This is a genomic window from Cellvibrio fibrivorans, from assembly GCF_031457055.1.
In the GTDB taxonomy this organism is placed as follows: domain Bacteria; phylum Pseudomonadota; class Gammaproteobacteria; order Pseudomonadales; family Cellvibrionaceae; genus Cellvibrio; species Cellvibrio fibrivorans.
In genome coordinates this window covers 541100-560338 of record NZ_JAVDVX010000001.1, presented here as the reverse complement: position 1 = coordinate 560338, position 19239 = coordinate 541100, and the positions used below count along the sequence as shown (strand labels likewise).

General features: G+C 48.0%; 13 protein-coding genes and 1 tRNA gene. 9 read left to right on the top strand and 5 right to left on the bottom strand.

Translation table 11 applies throughout. The annotated features are described in order from the left end of the window. Positions 1 to 77: 77 nt before the first annotated feature. The 4 genes from mgp130 (at position 78) to aga27 (ending at position 5236) form a co-directional block, all read left to right on the top strand. Positions 78 to 1259 (top strand): 4-O-beta-d-mannosyl-d-glucose phosphorylase Mgp130, encoded by a 1182-nt coding sequence (gene mgp130 / locus J2X05_RS02380; RefSeq protein ID WP_310068142.1) that lies wholly within the window; start codon positions 78 to 80, stop codon positions 1257 to 1259. Between the two features lie 3 nt (positions 1260 to 1262). Then, complete coding sequence (locus J2X05_RS02375; RefSeq protein ID WP_310068140.1) at positions 1263 to 2480, top strand: AGE family epimerase/isomerase; 1218 nt, start codon at positions 1263 to 1265, stop codon at positions 2478 to 2480. Between the two features lie 30 nt (positions 2481 to 2510). Next, a complete protein-coding gene (locus J2X05_RS02370; RefSeq protein WP_310068138.1) occupies positions 2511 to 3863 on the top strand; it encodes a glycoside hydrolase 5 family protein in 1353 nt (450 codons plus the stop codon). 155 nt (positions 3864 to 4018) lie between these two features. Next, entirely contained in the window at positions 4019 to 5236 is a 1218-nt protein-coding gene (gene aga27, locus J2X05_RS02365; RefSeq protein ID WP_310068137.1) for an alpha-galactosidase Aga27, read from the top strand. Between the two features lie 351 nt (positions 5237 to 5587). On the opposite strand, the gene J2X05_RS02360 is transcribed toward aga27, so the two are convergent. Further along, a tRNA-Phe gene (locus J2X05_RS02360) sits at positions 5588 to 5663 on the bottom strand. Positions 5664 to 5777: 114 nt separating this feature from the next. Next, positions 5778 to 6938: a helix-turn-helix domain-containing protein gene (locus J2X05_RS02355; protein ID WP_310068136.1), complete on the bottom strand. Its 1161-nt coding sequence runs from the start codon at positions 6936 to 6938 to the stop codon at positions 5778 to 5780. A gap of 202 nt (positions 6939 to 7140) precedes the next feature. Between J2X05_RS02355 and J2X05_RS02350 the strand changes: the two genes are divergently transcribed. Next, a complete protein-coding gene (locus J2X05_RS02350) occupies positions 7141 to 8142 on the top strand; it encodes an alpha/beta hydrolase (protein WP_310068133.1) in 1002 nt (333 codons plus the stop codon). A 96-nt stretch (positions 8143 to 8238) separates the two neighbouring features. Continuing rightward, a complete protein-coding gene (locus J2X05_RS02345) occupies positions 8239 to 9207 on the top strand; it encodes a DUF368 domain-containing protein (protein WP_310068131.1) in 969 nt (322 codons plus the stop codon). A gap of 77 nt (positions 9208 to 9284) precedes the next feature. Here the strand turns inward: J2X05_RS02345 and serA are convergent, their stop codons facing one another. Next, entirely contained in the window at positions 9285 to 10514 is a 1230-nt protein-coding gene (serA, locus tag J2X05_RS02340; RefSeq protein ID WP_310068128.1) for a phosphoglycerate dehydrogenase, read from the bottom strand. Between the two features lie 123 nt (positions 10515 to 10637). Then, positions 10638 to 11360 carry a tRNA (N6-threonylcarbamoyladenosine(37)-N6)-methyltransferase TrmO gene (gene tsaA, locus J2X05_RS02335; protein ID WP_310068126.1) on the bottom strand — a complete coding sequence of 241 codons (723 nt, stop codon included), beginning with the start codon at positions 11358 to 11360 and terminating at the stop codon, positions 10638 to 10640. Between the two features lie 184 nt (positions 11361 to 11544). Here tsaA and J2X05_RS02330 point away from each other — a divergent pair, with 184 nt between their 5' ends. Both J2X05_RS02330 and J2X05_RS02325 read left to right on the top strand, forming a co-directional pair. Beyond that, positions 11545 to 12774: a glycoside hydrolase family 26 protein gene (locus J2X05_RS02330; protein WP_310068125.1), complete on the top strand. Its 1230-nt coding sequence runs from the start codon at positions 11545 to 11547 to the stop codon at positions 12772 to 12774. 217 nt (positions 12775 to 12991) lie between these two features. Beyond that, positions 12992 to 13927: a choice-of-anchor A family protein gene (locus J2X05_RS02325; RefSeq protein ID WP_310068123.1), complete on the top strand. Its 936-nt coding sequence runs from the start codon at positions 12992 to 12994 to the stop codon at positions 13925 to 13927. A 76-nt stretch (positions 13928 to 14003) separates the two neighbouring features. Here J2X05_RS02325 and J2X05_RS02320 read toward each other — a convergent pair whose 3' ends face one another. Then, positions 14004 to 16046: a metallophosphoesterase gene (locus tag J2X05_RS02320; protein WP_310068121.1), complete on the bottom strand. Its 2043-nt coding sequence runs from the start codon at positions 16044 to 16046 to the stop codon at positions 14004 to 14006. Positions 16047 to 16400: 354 nt separating this feature from the next. On the opposite strand from J2X05_RS02320, the gene J2X05_RS02315 reads away from it, so the two are divergent. Continuing rightward, positions 16401 to 19193, top strand: a complete 2793-nt coding sequence (locus J2X05_RS02315) for a TonB-dependent receptor (RefSeq protein ID WP_310068120.1) — start codon at positions 16401 to 16403, stop codon at positions 19191 to 19193. The last annotated feature ends 46 nt before the right edge of the window (positions 19194 to 19239 follow it).

Here is a 19239-nt window from a genome sequence, read left to right as displayed (position 1 = left end):
ATTACGTTTAAATCCGTTGGGTGATGAAACACCTATCAGAACGACACACTAGCAAAACTCATTGGAGTATTGGGAACATGAGTAGTTTTAAAGAAAAAGCCAAGGCGCTGTTGCAACAACACGAAGTGCTGGTCACCAAAAAAAATACTGTGAAAGCGCAGGGCAATGGTATTTACGATTGTTACGAGAACCCGATTCTCACCGCAGAACATGCGCCTATTTTTTGGCGTTACGATCTGAATGAAAAAACCAATCCGCATTTGATGGAGCGCCAGGGCGTTAATGCCGCATTTAACTCAGGTGCGATCTTATGGAACGGTAAATATATTTTGGCCGTGCGTGTTGAAGGTGTTGATCGCAAATCGTTTTTTGCGATTGCTGAAAGCCCGAACGGCATCGACAATTTCCGCTTTTGGGATTATCCCATCACCATGCCGGAAACGGATCGCCCGGATACCAACGTCTATGACATGCGTTTGACCGCGCATGAAGATGGCTACATCTACGGTTTATTTTGCACCGAACGCAAAGATTTAAATCACCCTAACGATACCTCTGCAGCAGAAGCCCAATGCGGTATCGCGCGCACTAAAGATTTAATTAGCTGGGAGCGTTTGCCGGATTTAATTACTTACTCCGGCCAGCAGCGCAACGTGGTTTTGCATCCGGAATTTATCGATGGTAAATACGGTTTGTTCACGCGCCCGCAAGATGGTTTTATCAGTGTTGGCGGTGGCGGCGGTATCGGTTGGGGTTTAGTGGACGACATGACCCGCGCTGAAGTGAAATCGGAAGTGATCGTAGACGGCAAGGTTTACCACACCATTAAAGAAGTCAAAAATGGCCAGGGCCCGGCGCCAATTAAAACCGCAGAAGGTTGGTTAAACCTCGCGCACGGCGTGCGCAATACTGCTGCAGGTTTGCGTTACACATTGTATATGTTCATGACGGAATTGGAGCGCCCCTGGGTTGTTACGCACAGCCCGGCAGGCCATTTTATTGCACCGCATGGCGCAGAACGTGTGGGCGATGTTTCCAACGTGGCATTTGCCAATGGCTGGATAGTGAATGAAAAAAATGAAGTATTTATTTATTACGCGTCATCCGATACGCGCATGCATGTTGCTACTTCAACCGTGGAAAAGCTGATCGACTATTGCAAAAACACGCCGGCAGATGGTTTGCGCTCTGCTGCCTCTGTTGCGGTGCGCAATGAATTGATCAGTGCAAATTTAAAAGTGCTTAAGGACTTGGTGTAACCCATGCAGGTCGCGAGTCTTCCTGTGCGTTCTGCACCACTGCAACAAGAATTTCGAGCAGAGTTAATTGCTATTGCTGATTGGTGGGCTGCACATACAGTCGATCATGAGCAGGGTGGCTTTTACGGCGAAATTGATGCGCAGAATCAGCCGGTCAAACATGCGAGCAAGGGGATTATTTTAAATGCGCGTATTTTGTGGTTTTTTAGCGAAGTCGCGCAGGAGGTGGATAACCCCGTTTATCGCAATTGCGCGACGCGCGCCTACGATTATGTGATAGCGCACTTTTTCGATAATGAACACGGCGGTGTATATTGGGAATTAAATGCAGCTGGCATGCCCATTAATACCAAAAAGCAAGTTTATGCGCAGGCGTTTACGATTTATGCGCTCTGCGCTTACTACCAGCTCACGCGCGACGAACAGGCACTCGCGCATGCGCTGGAATGTTTTAATTTAGTTGAACGATACGCAATTGATCACGCGCATGAAGGTTATCTTGAAGCCTTTACACGCGAGTGGGGCGTGATTGATGATTTGCGCCTCAGCGAAAAAGATTTGAACTACCCCAAATCCCAAAATACGCATTTGCACATACTGGAAGCCTATACAACCTTGTATCAGGTGCACCCCGGCGCAGAAGTCAAAGCAGCGCTTAGGTACAATATTGAGATGTTCGATAAGTACATGATCGATAAAAATACGCATCACCTGCGTATGTTTATGGATCTGGAGTGGAAAGATTTTTCTCCGGGTTATACCTACGGGCATGATATTGAAGCCAGTTGGTTAATTGCAAAAGCATTGGAATCACTCGGTGATGCAGTGTACACCTCCAAATTAACGCCGACACTGATCAGCATTGCACAGGTGACTGTAAATGAGGCTATTGGTGAGCACGGGCAGGTGATCGACTCGTTTGATTTTTCTACCCGACGTACTAATGTAGATACTGTCTGGTGGGTGCAGGCTGAGGCTCTGGTTGGTTTTCTGTATGCCTATGCCACTACCGGTGAAGAGCAGTATTATCGCGCGGCTGAAAATTGTTGGAGGTTTATTAAAACCTATCAAATCGATCATGAGCGCGGCGAGTGGTTTTGGTTATCCAGCCTGAATAAACTGAATTCTGATTCTTACTATAAAGTGGGTTTTTGGAAATGCCCCTATCACAATGGTCGCGCAATGATGGAAGCAATTCGCTATTTGCAAAAAAGTGTTTGAACTGGTTACTTTTCTCAGCGGAAATAAATAATGAATAAATACAATCGATTTTCAATTGCTGCGTTTTTGATGGCGTGTTTGTTTGCCTTGGTCGCCTGTAATAACACCCAATCTGTGGCTTCTGCCGGGCCCGCTGCGGACGGTTTTGTCAAAGTTTCGGGTACGCATTTCCAGAAAAATGGCCAGCCCTATTACATCGCCGGTACCAATATGTGGTACGCAGCCTATTTAGGTTCGCCCAGTAAGGTAGGTGATCGCGCGCGCCTGGCCAAAGAGTTGGATACGCTCAAGGCAATGGGTGTAAACAATTTGCGCGTACTGGCAGTATCGGAAAAAAGCGATATCAATTCATCGGTAAAACCGGCCACGACAAATGGCTTTGGTAATTACGATGAAAGCTTGCTGCAAGGTCTGGACTATTTATTGGTTGAATTGGCCAAGCGCGATATGACGGTAGTGTTGTACTTTAATAATTTCTGGCAATGGTCTGGCGGTATGACGCAATACATGAGCTGGATTGATGGCCAACCGGTACAGGACCCGAATGTCACCAATGATTGGGAAGGCTTCATGGCCAAATCTGCCAGCTTTTATCAGAGCGAAAAAGCGCAGCAGGAGTATCGCAATACCATTAAAAAAATTATCACTCGCACAAATACTGTCAATGGCAAAGCCTATGCGGATGATGCAACGATTATGTCCTGGCAATTGGCCAATGAACCGCGTCCGGGCAATTCCAAAACCACGGCGAAAGAAAAACAAATTTATATTGATTGGATCAATGGGGTTACCGCTTACATCAAAAGTCTCGATCCACACCATTTGGTTAGCACCGGTAGTGAAGGCCTGATGGGTTCTGTTAACGATGCAAAATTATTTGCCGATGCGCACAGTTCAGTGAATGTAGATTACCTGACTTACCATATGTGGATCAGAAATTGGGGCTGGTTTGATAAGACCAAACCGGCTGAAACCTGGGATACCGGGTGGGAAAAAGGTAAAGATTATTTGAATTCGCACATCGATGCTGCCAAAGCGATAAATAAACCTATCGTATTGGAGGAGTTTGGTTTGGATCGCGATATGGGTTCATACGATATTAAAGCGACTACGCAATACCGCGATAAATTTTATCAGCAGGTGTTCGATGTGCTTCTGCCGCGCATGCAAAAAGGCGAGCCAATTGCCGGTTACAATTTTTGGGCATGGAATGGTGCAGGGCGCACGACGCGCAGTAATTATTGGTGGCAGGAAGGCGATGACCTGAATGGCGATCCACCACAAGAGCAGCAGGGTATGTACGGTGTGTTCGATACAGATACCTCGACCATTGCGATCATCCAACAATTTAATAATAGTATTCACGCTCTCAATAAAAAATAAATGATTGAACAGTAAAAAACTGCAATGTGAATTGCAGTTTTTTTTACAAATCATTTAATTTGTATGATTAGTATTATCCATAAATAAAAACACCGGCGTTCTTAAATTAAAAACGACATTCTCAAATAAAAACTGCAATTACACAGGTAAATTTTATGACTAACAAACTATTGCTCAGTCTCGGTTTTATTGCCGCAGCGCTGGTGCTGGGTGGCCAAGCCCATGCGCAAAAATTTGATCAGCTCGCCAAAACGCCGCAGTTGGGTTGGAACAGTTGGAATACTTTTGCCTGCAATGTAAATGAAAACATGATTCGTGAAATGGCCGATGCGATGGTGTCATCGGGCATGAAAGAAGTGGGTTATGAATACATTAATATCGATGATTGCTGGCACGGTGAACGCGATAAACAAGGTTTTATCCAAGTTGATAAAAAGAATTTTCCATCGGGTATGAAAGCGCTTGCTGATTATGTGCATTCTAAAGGATTAAAAATCGGACTTTATTCTGACGCAGGCGCAACCACCTGTGCCGGTCGTGCGGGTAGCCGTGGTCATGAGTATCAAGATGCAGTTACTTATGCGAGCTGGGGAATTGATTACGTCAAATACGATTGGTGCGATACCAAAGATATCAATCCCAAATCGGCCTACGCCACTATGCGTGATGCGATTTATAAAGCGGGCCGCCCAATGTTGTTTAGCATTTGCGAGTGGGGCGATAACAAACCCTGGGAGTGGGCAACTGACGTTGGTCATTCATGGCGCACCACCGGCGATATTTATCCCTGCTGGAATTGCGAGCACAACCACGGCTCCTGGTCGTCATGGGGCGTATTGCCCATCCTCGATAAACAAGCGGGTTTGCGTAAATACGCCGGTCCGGGACACTGGAATGATATGGACATGATGGAAGTCGGCAACGGCATGACCGAAGAGGAAGATCGCGCGCACTTTTCGCTCTGGGCAATTATGGCTTCACCACTGATCGCCGGTAATGATTTGCGCAACATGAGCGAGGCCACCAAAAAAATTCTCACCCACAAAGATACACTTGCCATCAATCAGGACAAGCTAGGTGTGCAAGCCATGAAATGGATTGATGAAGGCGACTTTGAAATTTTTGTAAAACCCTTGGAAAAAGGTGAGTTTGCTGTCCTGTTTTTAAATCGCGCCGATGCGGCAACGACTTATAGTTTGGATTGGGCATTCCATTACATGAAAGACGATATCAGCAAACACGAAATTTTCTTCGACAAGAAAAAATTCAACTGGCGCGATATCTGGAGCGATGAAAAAGGCAGCACGGCAGAAAAACTCACTATCAATGTGCCTGCACATGGTGTCAGGGTGCTGCGGTTAATTCCACAGTGATCTAAAAATCTGTTTTCTCTAAAGCCAGCTTTCGCTGGCTTTTTTATTGGGTGTGGATGCTGGTGTCCATGTCCAGAATGGGCTTACGGGCCGGTCAGGTGTATCTGCCGATACCAATGCTCATGCAACTAAAGTGAGCCAATTTAAACAGGGATTAATGAGGCAGATTATTCTCGCCAAGCGCTGGGTGTTGAGTGGGTGGGTAGGTGGTGCGCTGGCAAATTTGCCTTGATGCTGTGTATAAACAAAAAAACCTCCGCGCGGGAGGTTTTTTCATGTCTATCGCATTTGTATAGACGCTTTGTGACGATCAAGTACGTGATTTTAGCACCTTGATCCACAAGGGAATCATGGTGCCCAGACCCGGAATCGAACCAGGGACACGAGGATTTTCAATCCACTGCTCTACCGACTGAGCTATCTGGGCGTGTCACTTGCTTGTTTGCTGTGTGAAGCTCGCTTCGCAAGAGGCGCGTATTAAACCCGCTTGGGCATTTTGAGTCAATACCAAAAAGTAAAAATAGTTATTACATCCGCTCTTTCAAACCGTTTTCACGTCTTTCTGTAAAAGTTGCTTCCGGTATTCAGTCGGCGACATTCCCACTAAACGATTAAAAAAGCGATGGAAAGCCGATTTACTGTTAAAGCCTGCGTGCAATAACACATCCATTACCGTCATATCGGCGTGTTGAGCGTCGCCCAGCAAACGTTTCGCTTCTTCCACTCGGTAGCTGTTCATAAATTCAAAAAAATTGGTGCCGTAGTGTTTGTTGATTACGGCGGAGACTTCTTTTACCGGCAGGTTGATGCGTTTGGAAAATTCATCGATATTCAGGTTTTGTTTTAAAAATAATTTCTGGACTTCCATGCCTAACTGTACTTTTTGAATCGCTGAGTCGGTCAGTTTTTCATCGGTTTTGTCTTTGGCGACTTCCGGTTTGGTGGTGAGTAATTTGTGGGTGTGCACCACACTGTTGATAAACAATGCATTGATCAAAATGAAAATAATGTAGTTTTCGGTAATTCCAAATAGATCAGATATTTGCGGAGCACCCAGTGCCACTGTGTTGGCAACAACATGCACCAGAATTGAGAAGCTCCAGGTAAACAAAAACCCCAAACTCAGCATATTTAGCCAAGTGGGCTCGGTGGGAGAAAAGTTGGAGTATTGATTGTGCAACCCGATCCGGTACAGGCGCACACGGTTAACGGCGGCGAGTGCATAAAAGAACGGCATGATTTTAATAAAATGCCAGAGGCTATTGGCAATTTGGCGCTCGGTTTCAGTCTGACCAATGGTTTTAAAGCGCAAGTCAGAGCTGTCGAGTTGGAATACCAAGAGCCACAAGAGTGAAATCACAATGGGGATGAGGTGCAGCAAATGGCGCCGGGCAAACTGGAATGCGTCTTCGGTGAGCGATATTACATAGAACAGCAGCATCGGCCCTTTAAGCAGCTGTGCTGTTGCCAAAAAGTAGGGCAGCAGTGTTTCATCAAACAGGTCAAACAGCATTACATCGTCGTTCCAGAGCACCATAATGCAGGCTGAGCTGACGGCAATCGATAATAGGAAAATGCTGAGCAGGCGGTTGGCGAGTTGATTTTTGACCGGGAGTATCGCCTGAAAAATTACCAGTAGGATACACTCGGCGACCGTCATAAACAGAATCACGTCGTGTATGTTGAATATGTGCTTTTGCATGAGTTCAAACCCTGGTTGTCATTGTTATGTGTTTTTTAGGTCTGGTGGTTCGACCGCAAGATTATAGAGGATGGCATGGGTTGTGTCGCATCGAATTCCTGAATGCTGTGATTTCGTTGTCATCCGCTATTTTTACCCGTTAATGTGAATGTGCATAAATCGGCCGCTATTTTCTTATTGTTACCGGATACATAAGCAAACTATGAGTGATTCCAGAGGCAGTCAATCCCGTTTCGATTCTGCGGGGCGCGACTTTTTAAGGGCGCACCTGCCGGGACTTCTGTTTTCCCCCGCCGCGGATGCGAACTGGGCTACAGATGCCACCGCGCAGGCCTACCTGGATTTTTATGCGATCAATTTCGCGCGAACCCATACGGGCATCACCCATGGTTTTGGCACAATCGATGCGTGCGGTTTTCGCATAGCCACCCATTATTGGCTGCCGGAAAACCCCAGAGGTACTTTGGTGGTGGTGCACGGTTATTACGATCACGTGGGGCTTTTTGGCAATGCGATTGAGTTTGGTCTGCAACAAGGCTTTGCGGTATTGGCGTTTGACTTGCCTGGCCATGGCCTGAGTAGCGGAGAGCAGGTTGCAATCGATTCGTTTGATCACTATGCCGATGTGTTGGATGTAATTTTAACCATTGCACAGAAACTCTTGCCCGCACCTTACTTTGCCTTGGGGCAGAGCACCGGCGGTTCAGTGTTATTGAATTATCTCTGGCGTTACGACAGTGTGCGACCGGCGCCTTGGTTGGCGCGCATCGCCTTGTGCGCACCGCTGATACTGCCTCGCGGCTGGCGCTATTCCGGCCGGTTTTTGTATGCGTTGGTGCACTCGTTTATCAAGCGAATGCCGCGCGGCCGCTCGCGTAATTCCCACAATCCGGACTTTATCCACTTTGTTGATGAGCTGGATTGTTTACAATCGCGCACGCTGTCGGTGCGCTGGGTGGGGGCGATGAAGGCCTGGGATCAGCAGTTCCGCCGTTTTCCCCCGCTTGAGAAATCGCTCTTGGTCATTCAGGGTACTGACGATTTAACAGTCGCCTGGCGTTACAACTTGCAGCAGATTTGGCGCGCATTGCCCAATGCCCGGATCGAGTTGATTCCTGGTGCCGGGCATCAACTGGTCAATGAGAGCAGCGATTTGCGGGCGCAAGTTTTTACGGCGATTAATCGCCACTTCTTTGGTGATTGACTTGTCGATCTGCGCGCTCATCAGGCACACTCGCCCCAGCTTACTATTCCCCTTTCCCATTATCTCTACCTGACCAGCGTAGAAAAGGAGCTTGCTTTGCATCAGCCCAACCGAACGATTAAAGACTACTTGTTTATCCTGCTCAAGGGTTTGTGTATGGGGGCCGCCGATGTAGTGCCTGGCGTTTCCGGCGGCACCATCGCATTTATTACCGGTATCTACGATGAGTGGCTCAGTTCGCTCAAACGCTGTACACCAGCGGTGCTGTTGATGCTCAAGCGAGAGGGGATTGTTAAAACCTGGCAATACATTAATGGCAATTTTCTGGTGGCCTTGTTTGGCGGCATTCTTATCAGCCTCAAGACGTTTGCTGCAGTGGTACTAGTGGCGATGGATGCTTACCCGATTTTGGTCTGGGCGTTTTTTTCCGGTTTGGTCGCCGCGTCGATTTATCATTTGGTGCGCGAGCAGCGGGGTTGGGGGCTGACTGAAGCCTTTGGTTTGCTGTTCGGCATTGCATTTATTCTCGCCATCTCTTTTATGGCGCCCGCGCAGTTGCCCGGGCACGGCTGGATTTTGTTCCTCGGCGGTTTTGTTGCCATCTGCGCCATGATTCTGCCGGGCATTTCCGGGAGTTTTATTTTATTGTTGGTTGGTCTGTATCCGGTATTTTTGCAGGCAATCCACAATCTGGAAATCGTGAAATTACTCTGGTTCGGCGCCGGGTGTATCTGCGGTTTAGTGGTCTTCTCGCGTTTCCTGCTCTGGCTGCTGCACAGCTATCACAACCAAACCCTGTCGGTGCTGATCGGCTTTCTGGTGGGGTCACTCTATGTCACCTGGCCCTGGAAAAACGCCCTGCTCACTACAACTGACAGCCATGGTCGCACCGTGGTGTTGCAGCAAGAAAACCTCAATCCTTTCAACTTTCTCGCGGTGACGGGCAATGAGCCGACCATCGGCCTGGCCATACTATGGGCCTTTCTGGGTGTGGCGTTGGTGCTGGGAGTGGAATTGGCGGCACATTGGATCAAGCGTCGTACCACAGCTCCGGCCTCGGTCTAATCCCTGCGCTAACAAAAACGCCGCGTTCATTGCTGGACGCGGCGTTTTTTTATTGAGCTATTAAAAATTGGTAATGCTTAGAACAACACTCTGCAACGAATCGTCCCTTCAATATTCTTCAACTGCTCCAGTGCGATCTCATCGTAAGGGGAGTTGATGTCCACTACCACGTAGCCCACCTTGTCATTGGTTTGCAGGTATTGAGATGCGATGTTGATGTGGTTGTCGGAGAAGATCTTGTTAATTTTCGACAACACGCCCGGTACGTTGGCGTGGACGTGCAGCAGGCGGTGCGCATCCGGGTGGCCGGGCAGGGCAACTTCTGGGAAGTTGACCGAGCTGGTAGTGGTGCCGTTGTCAGAGTACTTGATCAGTTTTTCAGCCACTTCCAAGCCAATATTGGCCTGGGCTTCCATGGTGGAGCCGCCGATGTGCGGGGTGAGGATCACATTGTCCAAACCGCGCAGTGGGCTGATAAATTCGTCGCCGTTGGCTTTGGGCTCTTCCGGGAACACATCGATCGCAGCGCCGGCGATGTGGCCGGACTTAATGGCATCGGCCAGCGCATTAATATCCACTACTGTGCCGCGCGAAGCGTTGATCAGGATCGCTCCCGGTTTCATCAGGCTAATTTCACGTGCGCCAATCATCATTTGCGTCGATTGGTTTTCCGGCACATGCAGGCTGATGATGTCGGAAGTGGCGAGCAGTTCATCCAGGCTGCGCACCTGAGTGGCATTGCCCAGCGGCAACTTGGTGACCACATCGACAAACTGTACTTTCATGCCCAGGGATTCTGCCAGCACGCTGGTTTGGCTGCCAATCGAACCATAGCCGATCAGGCCGAGGGTCTTGCCGCGAATCTCAAATGAGCCATTGGCCGATTTGTCCCAGCCGCCGCGATGGCAGACAAAGTTTTTCTGCGGAATATTGCGCAGCAGCAAAATTGCCTCGGCAATCACCAATTCAGCGACCGAGCGGGTATTGGAGTAGGGCGCGTTAAATACCGCAACGCCGTGCTCTTGCGCCGCTTTCAAATCCACCTGGTTGGTGCCGATGCAGAAGCAGCCAGCGGCGATCAGCTTGGGCGCATTTTCAAAGACGCGGCGGGTCAATTGGGTGCGCGAGCGCAGGCCGACAAAGTGGGCATCCTGGATTTTGGCGATAAGCTCATCTTCGCCCAATGCGGTTTTCAGGTATTCAACATTGGTATAGCCCTGTGCATTCAGGCTATCCACCGCTGATTGGTGCACTCCTTCCAGCAACAGAAACTTGATCTTGCTTTTGTCTAACGAGGTCTTGCTCATGGGAACAACTCCTAAAGTGCCAGGCACCTAAAATTAAAAGTCGGTCAGCGCGTCTCCGGGAGCAATGGCATCAAACGGGAGACGGAAGGGGCAGGCTGAAAAAGGCGCGCATCATACCACAGCTCAGGCGGGCTGCGCCCCCTGCAGATCGACCAGAATAATTGCCGGGTCGGCACCGTTTTGGCGATAGCGCCAGCGCACATCCAGATCCAGTAAGCGCATCCCGTAAATCCGCTCGGTGTCCAGTTGCTGATATTGCGGGCGCGGGTCTTGTTGCAGAATTTGGGTGATCAAACCGGCCAGGTCAGTGCCTGTACGCTGCCAATACTCGACACACACCGCCATGAGCGTGGCGGGGATATCCACAGCGATCAGCTCGGGTGGTGCATCGGCAAACGAATTTTCTGCTTCCAATACACAATCAACGTAGGGCACGTAGGGTTTGATATCGAGCACCGGTGTACCTTCGAGCAAATCCACGCCGCTGATCTGCACAAACAGTTTTCCCTTGCGTTCGCTGACACCCCGATAACGCACGACCGACAAACCGATCGGCGCCGGGCGGGTGGGCGAGCGGGTGGCGAATACCCCGAGGGTTTTGTTACCACCCAAGCGCGGTGGTTTAACTTTGGCTTTCCACTCTTCGCGCTTATTGGCATGGAAGACAAACTGAATCCACACATGGGTACAACCTTCCATGCCTTCAAATGCAGCAGGGTCGTTATAGGGCGGCAGTAGCTCAATCTCGGCGCAGGCCAGCGGCGCCAGGCCCGGTTGGCGGGGAATGCCAAACTTCTCCTTGAAGCAGGAGTGCACTAGGCCGATGGCGGGGAAGTTGAAGTCCATAAAAGGTCGCTGCGCAGAAGTGAAGTGGCGCAAGGCTAGGCAAAAGTTTGCGCTATCTCAACCGTTTTTAGTTGAGGGATGGCACAATCCTGCGCCATAACTGCTGGCATACAGTTAATGAAATCGGTTACATTGTGCAAAAATACGTTATCCAACAATAACTATCTACAGCTTGGGAGATCCCATGAGCCTATCTTATTCCCTTGTTCGCACAGCACTCGCGGTACTGACCACCTGCGGATTGCTACTGGGGTGCGACCAGCAGTCCTCGTCATCAAGTACACCACCACCTATCGCTGAGCAACGCTACGCTCACAAGCTCAGCGACAAAAATGCCAGCGCCGAAACCCTCGCGCTCTACAACAATCTCGCCGCTTTACGCGGCCGGCACATGCTGTTCGGGCATGAAGATAGCCTCGCCTATGGCGTCAATTGGGAGGGCGATCTCGACCGCTCCGATGTGCGCGATGTGACCGGTTCCAACCCGGCCGTCTACGGTTGGGAGTTGGGCGGTTTGGAATTGGGACACGAAAAGAATCTGGATGGGGTCAACTTCAAGCAAATGCAGGAGTGGATTAAGGCGGGCTACAGCCGTGGCGGAGTTATTACCATCAGCTGGCATATGTACAGCCCGGTATCCGGCGCCAATTCATGGGATAAAACCCCGACGGTGCACGAATTGGTTCCCGGCGGAGCCAAGCACGACGTGTTTAAGGCTTACCTCGATACTTTTGTCGCCTTTAATGAAGGACTGGTAGCAACCGATGCGGCCGGCAATAAACACGCTATTCCGATTATTTTCCGCCCCTGGCATGAGCACAACGGCGATTGGTTCTGGTGGGGCAAAGGCCATGTGAGCGAGCAGGATTACATCGCCCTCTGGCAATTCACGGTGAAATACCTTCGCGATGAAAAAGGTGTCCACAACCTTATCTATGCCTACTCACCCGACCGCAGCCGCATCGATCTAAGCAAATTCGAGAGCGATTATTTTTATGGTTATCCGGGGGATGAATATGTCGATGTGATTGGTTTGGACAATTACTGGGATGTTGGCCATGAAGCTAATACCGCGTCGGCGGATGAACAAAAAGCAGGGTTTGTCACCGCGCTCAAAGGCATCGTCAAAGTTGCCCAGGCGCGCAATAAAATTGCTGCGCTCACGGAGACGGGCAACAACCGGCTAACTATTCACAACTTCTGGACTGAGCGCATCCTCAACCCGATTTTGGCGGGCGCCGAGGCGCAGCAAATCACCTACATGATGGTCTGGCGCAATGCCAATCTGGCGCGAGAAAAATCAGAACAATTTTTTGCACCCTATCCGGGGCAGGCGACAGCCGAGGATTTTAAAACCTTCTTAGCCCATCCTTTTGTGCTGTTTGAAAGTGAGCTTCCAAAGCTTTACGAATAGCGTTTTTGGATGAAAAAAATCGATTGTTTATTTTTATTAATAAAATAATGTCTTTCGCTGTCATTTTATAACTGTCGGCTAAATTGACACTTTAATGTGACGTATTTGGCATTAATTGGCGCGAATTATTGATATCACTAGAAAAAATTAAATAGGCATACCTTGTGCTTAGTGGTGAATACACAAATAAGATGACACTACTACAAAGGATACTTTTATGACGTTTTGTTCCAAGATATTTGCCGTGGCTGGATTGGTATCGCTGTCGACGATGGCATCTGCCTCACCTTTGAGCGACTACAACCTGATTCTGTTTGGCGATTTGAATACCAACAGCAATGTGAAGGTTTACGGCAAGGCGCTGATTGGCGGTGACCTGAAATCCAGTGGCGAATTCGGTTCGCACCTGACAGATTCGTCATTCAATGCCACCAACAACGTTGAAGTGCTCGGCAGCGTCACCTCGCCCAACCTAACTATCCAGAATGGTTATTTGGGTTATGGCGAGACCAAGTCGATCGGCAACCTCAACTGTAATGAAGGCGGTCTGCCCCAGAATTCCTGCGTAAGGGAATTGGATGATGTGGGTGCTGTGACTGACAAGCTTGACGGTTTTTATGATGCCCTCAGCGCTGAGTCAGATTTTTATCGCGACTTTACCCAAGTGGGGAGCGTTTCTGGCACCACTATGAGTTACAGCGGTTTTGCTACTGATTTGGTGGTATTCAATATTGCGGGTAGCGATCTGTTTGCCAATAACGCCAACTGGCAATTGAATTTTGGTAATGCAGGCAAGGTAGTCATCAACGTCTCCGGTTCTGTTCTAAGCAATCCGGGTTCAGTGAATTTGAGCGGCAATGGTTTCACCTCCAGCACCTACTCCAACATCCTGTGGAATTTCTACGATGCTACCAGCCTGAATTTGGGTAATGGTTGGAAAGGAAATGTGTTGGCATTGGATGCTGATGTGAAAATCATGAATGATATCGACGGCTCCCTGGCTGCTAAATCTTACACCGGCTCGGGTCAAATTCATCACTACTACTGGGATTACACCCCGCCTACCGAAGAGGTACCGGAAAGTGGTTCTTTGGTGTTGTTGTTGAGTGGTTTGGGCTTGTTGGGGCTTACTCGCTTGCGTCGTCGCAGCTAAGTTGAATGTGTTTTAAAAAAATGCCCCGATCACCCGGGGCATTTTTTTTGCCAGTTACCCAATAATGAGTGACTCGCTAGGGGAGTGGTTTGATCTTGCCATTTTTCAGGTCCAGCAAAAAATGATCGCTTGGTGCATCGCCGGAAAATTGCACTAGGATGTTCAATAATGTGCCCAATTTTTCCTGATAAATAGTGCGCGGCTTAGCTGATTGTTTTTTTGTGTTTTGCCGATCGCTAACCAACAACTGTTGTGCGAGCAATTCATAATGCTTGAACCGTTGCGGATCAATATCCTTTAACGCCAGCTGATCGGCGCTCCACAATCGATAAAAATCCACGCTTAAATCCGTTCCTGTCCAGGTTGAAAAACTATCGAGCGATAATCCGTTTTTCTTTGCAAAACTTGCTGCCTGCCTGGTTGCTAGCTGCCACTCACCTGCTAGCGAATTATCCTGATCCTGATGATTAATCAGTGCCCCTATTTGAGCAAGGCTAATGTCGGTTTTTAATTGAGAAATAATCAACAGCTGCGCGCCATTTAATTGCATCAAGAGTTGGCGGATATCTGCAGGCCAATCTTGTGGCAAAAAGCGCAAACGTGCCAGTTCGCGCAGATGCCATTCGGCAAATTGGTGATAATTTTTGGCCTGGAGAATGTTTTTATCCCAGATGTCGGGCGTATCGATAGACCGTAAATAATTCCACTCAGTAAGGTAATGCCCGAAGAGCTCGTCATAACGCGGAACATCTTTTAATACAATAGTTTCAACTTCAATTTGCTGGTCGGGTCTGATGCTCAGGATTTTATAGGCGGGAATATAAGCGGCGAGCGAAGGTGCCTGGATATTAAATAACACCTTGTTGTGCTCACCGCGATAAACACCTGTGTCATTGATATGCATATGGCCAGCCACATGAATTTTCAGCCCAGTGTCCGCCAACATTTTGCTGGTGTTGGTACTTGGGTTGCGGCTCAGTTGAAATTTTTGTTCGCCCATTAACTGCGCTATATCAGCGCTGGCGCCGTCATAAAATTCCTGCATGGGGAAATGGGAAAATGCAATCAGGGTTTTATCTTGTGCCTGTGCTCGCTGCACTACATCGGTTATCCACTCCAGCAAATGGGTTTTGTGGGTGATGACTTTGTTATAGCCTGCATCACTGGAACCTAAAAAATTTTCTGCGTTTTGTGGATTACCATCAGTACCTAATTTAGGTTGGTAGACATTGGCATCAATCGCTAGCAGCCAAAGCCCCGCTGTTGGCTCGACCAAATAGCTGCTATCCGCCACTTGATAACAGTCGCTGTAATGGGGCTTTTTATGTTTTCCGCCAATTCCCTGATGGCATATCTCATAGTGTCTCTTATCAAATTGGGCTTCGTGTTTTGCTTTCGAAAAATCGTAGTGGGATTTCTTTTCACTAGAGTAAGGCGTTTCAAAATAGCGATAACTCTTCTTTGGATAAAATCCGTGTTCACCAAGCAAATCCATAATAGGTTTATAACCCAACTCCTGTACATCATCGGAACAGATAACTGCATGCCTGTCTTTATCATTGTCGTAATTTTTATTTTTACACAGTGGATGTTGCAAGCTAAAAACTGGTTGCTCCTTTCCTCCTGCACCTAAATAATCTGGTTTACCCGCTGGATGTGAAAATGGCCTGGTTGGATCGTGGTTGCCCGGCGCTGCAAAAAATTCAATGCCGTATTGGTGATGGTATTTATCGAGAATATTTTTTAACCCACGCATGTGAACCGGTTGACCGTCATCGCTAAAGTCGCCGGGCAAAGCAACGTACTTGATCTTGCGTTTTACAATGTCATCGAGTGCCGCGAGCAAGGCAAAATAATTTTCATTAAACAGGCGCGTGGACTGCAGTTGCGTGCGCATCGAGCGGATGTTGGCATTTTGTTTACCCTGCGCAGTATTTGTCGGAAGCCCCTGAAATATATCATCGCTGAAGTGGCCATAAATATCATGAAAGTGTATGTCCGGCATAAACGCAATTTTCACGTGTTCGGCAGCAAGATTTGATTTCTGCGAATCTGCCTCACAGTTAGCGGCAAAAAAAATAAGGCCATTCAGCAAAAGTAATAGGAAAGTAAATTTCATAATGAGGCGATTCGATGGTGTATTAGGGGTGCGATAAGAGAGTCTGCATCAGTTGTTCTGTGCAAAAAACGAAATGACTTTCGGGAGTTTATAGCAGCTTAACTACACATTTGTGACAGAGGTAGTTTTGCTCTATTGATTTGCGTTTTAATTGTTAATTATTGTTAAAAGCGCTATTAGGTTGATGATAGCAATAAAAGTGAAATGCGCGCCTATTACATTTCCGCCGCGTTTCTAATTCCTGTTCAGGAGAGTTGATCTGCTTGGGAAGTAAAAAGGAATTTTCTCTTTTTATGAGAGCTAGAAATGGTCGTTTGTTGTTTTTCTAACTGTAATAAATAAGAGGAAGTTAACGTGAGAGTCCATAACAAATCCACTATTCATACCAACAGAAGTCAGTTAAGTGTTGCGATTACACGTGTCATTCTTGGTGCGACTTTGGCAACTCTATCGCTGCAGGGCATGGCGCAAAGTTCAGATCAATTGGAAGAAGTGGTTGTGACTGGCAGCTACGCAAAAAGTCTTGAAAAGGCCATCGATATTAAACGTAACTCGATTGGTTTCTCTGACTCTATTGTCGCGACCGACATCGCCGATTTCCCCGAGCAAAACCTCGCTGAAGCTTTGCAACGTATGCCGGGCGTCACTATCGAACGCAATAAGGGCTTAGGCAGTAAAGTAAACGTACGCAGCCTGCCGAGCGAATTTACCCATGTCTCTATCAATAATCTTTCCACGGCTTCGGGCAGTGGCGGCCGCGATGTTGAGTTCGATATTTTCGCGTCAGAAATTATTCAAAGTGTAACCGTAAAAAAATCGCCCACCGCTGCCGATGAGGAAGGCGGCATTGCGGGTTCAGTGCTGATTTCGACTGCGCGCCCGTTTGATTATAACGAATCAAAATTTGTTGTCTCGGCTGAAGGCGCACACAATTCAATCTCTGATGAAATTGACCCAAAAGTATCTTTGCTGGCGAGCGACACTTTTGGCGATTTTGGCGCATTGGTTTCATTTTCAATGGCGGAGCGCACGAATAGAACCGACTCCAATTCCGGTATTAACTTCCGCCCACTGTCGCGCTGGACCGAAAAAACCGGCTCGTCAAAATGGCAAGCTGATCAAACCGTCGCAGTGCTTGAGCGGGATACGGGTGTAGTAATTACTGATCGCTTCAACAAAGACGTAACCAATCGAGTTGTGTTCCACGACAAAATTGGCGATCGCGCTTATTTGAATGAGCAGGATAAATGGGGCGCAACAGCGGCCTTCCAATACCAACCCAGCAGCACCTTTAGTCTCGCCTTTGATGCCATGCTCGGCGGTTACGACAACACTGAAGATGAATATGATGCTGCGGCGTACACGGCATCAAGTATAAGTGCATTGGAAACTGTTCACGCTTATGACAATACAACGCTGGCAAAACACGGCATTCTGGTATTAACCGATGTTTCCTACGCTGCGACACAGCACGAATTTTTGAGCAAAGAAAACGTCCACGAAACAGATTTCACCCAATACAGCCTGAATATGGATTGGGAAATTGGCGGTTGGTTAATTGAAGGGCTTGCCGGCTACTCAGGTGCAGAAAAAACTTCCGATACCAGCAACCTGAAACATGTTGCCTTTGCACCCTCGCGCAGCCGCTACACTAACAATGGTGGTGAGACATTGTTAAGCGCTAATCCAAATAGCTTTGATATGTACAATTCGCCGCAAAAATATTTATTTGATTCCTACGAAGTGAATCTCGAAGAAATCCAGGATGATAAATACGCAGCACAATTGGATTTTATCAAGCCGCTGGAATTAAATTTTCTGAGCGCGTTAGACCAAGTGCAATTCGGCGCGCGCTATACCGATAAATCCAAGGAGCGTGATCGCGGTACTACCACCGTGCGCGGGCCAAAAGCGGGCGACAATTCATGGCGCAATGTGCGCACCCTGCAAGACAGTGAGCTGACGCCCATTTCTGAATTGGTGCCCGGTGGCAATTATTTGTCGCAATCATCAAACAGCCCTTCGTGGTCGCAAGTATCCAATAGTTATGCGCGCGATACCTTCCGCTATGACGGTTTTAAAGTGGATTTTGCCGATAGCGAATACTACCGGGTCGATGAAGAAGTTGTGAGCCTCTATGCTATGGCTGATTTTAAATTTGATTTGGCTGCAATGCCGGTGATGGTGAATACCGGTGTGCGCACCGTTGATACATCAGTGCTGTCTTTCGGTTATCACCAAATTCAAAATGCAAACGGTTCAACCGGTTACACCCCAACACCTATTTCGAAAGAAGGTAGTTACACTGACGTGTTGCCCAGCATCAATATGAATATGGAATTGCGCGATGGTTTGATTTTGCGCGCGGCCGCTTCCGAAACCTTAATGCGCCTAGCACTGGGTGACATTGCGTATAAGCGCACCGTAAGCCTCAATGATTTTAAATATCGCGATGGTAACCCCGATCTTAAACCCACTTATGCGGATCAATGGGAATTGGGTCTGGAATGGTATGTTGGTGAAGGCGCTCTCTTTGCCGCATCTTACTTCGAGAAAAAAATTGAAGGTGTGGTGCGCGAGTCGCTTACTGGCGTAGTAAAAGATGTGACCAAATACAATGCTAACGGCACCATCGATGGCGTGTATGATTTTGAGATTTATCAAAAAGTGAACGCTGAAGGCGATTACGATGTGTCCGGCGTGGAATTAATTGCACAATTCCCGCTGAGTATGTTGCATGAATCTCTAGATGGTTTTGGTATCAATGCCAACTACACCATGCTGGACAACTCACTGACCGGCGAATCGGATTTGGATATTCCCGCTCCACCGGAAGGTCTGGCAGATGAGACTTACAACCTGACGTTCTATTACGAAAATGAAAAATTCGACGCGCGCGTTTCTTACAACTACAAAGACAAATATGTCGAATACATCGCTAGCGATATGTACCCGGTTTACCGCGATGCCTATGGCCAAACCGATCTCTCTCTGGGGTATCAAGTGACGGAAAATATCAAAGTGATGTTGGAAGGTATCAACATGACCGATGAAGAAACCAGTGCTTATACGATTGATCCGTCCTTCCCATCCATGTACGAATTTTCCGGTCGTCGCATCAGTTTGGGCGTGAGAGCGGACTTTTAACATAAAAAAGAGAAGATAAAAAAGAAAAAAGGATGCTCCGTTTGGG

Coding starts and splice junctions, on each gene's coding strand:
- serA (WP_310068128.1), bottom strand. CDS start 10,514: ATGAGCAAGACCTCGTTAGACAAAAGCAAGATCAAGTTTCTGTTGCTG.
- aga27 (WP_310068137.1), top strand. CDS start 4,019: ATGACTAACAAACTATTGCTCAGTCTCGGTTTTATTGCCGCAGCGCTG.
- mgp130 (WP_310068142.1), top strand. CDS start 78: ATGAGTAGTTTTAAAGAAAAAGCCAAGGCGCTGTTGCAACAACACGAA.
- J2X05_RS02355 (WP_310068136.1), bottom strand. CDS start 6,938: ATGCAAAAGCACATATTCAACATACACGACGTGATTCTGTTTATGACG.
- J2X05_RS02330 (WP_310068125.1), top strand. CDS start 11,545: ATGAGCCTATCTTATTCCCTTGTTCGCACAGCACTCGCGGTACTGACC.
- tsaA (WP_310068126.1), bottom strand. CDS start 11,360: ATGGACTTCAACTTCCCCGCCATCGGCCTAGTGCACTCCTGCTTCAAG.
- J2X05_RS02370 (WP_310068138.1), top strand. CDS start 2,511: ATGAATAAATACAATCGATTTTCAATTGCTGCGTTTTTGATGGCGTGT.
- J2X05_RS02325 (WP_310068123.1), top strand. CDS start 12,992: ATGACGTTTTGTTCCAAGATATTTGCCGTGGCTGGATTGGTATCGCTG.
- J2X05_RS02350 (WP_310068133.1), top strand. CDS start 7,141: ATGAGTGATTCCAGAGGCAGTCAATCCCGTTTCGATTCTGCGGGGCGC.
- J2X05_RS02375 (WP_310068140.1), top strand. CDS start 1,263: ATGCAGGTCGCGAGTCTTCCTGTGCGTTCTGCACCACTGCAACAAGAA.
- J2X05_RS02320 (WP_310068121.1), bottom strand. CDS start 16,046: ATGAAATTTACTTTCCTATTACTTTTGCTGAATGGCCTTATTTTTTTT.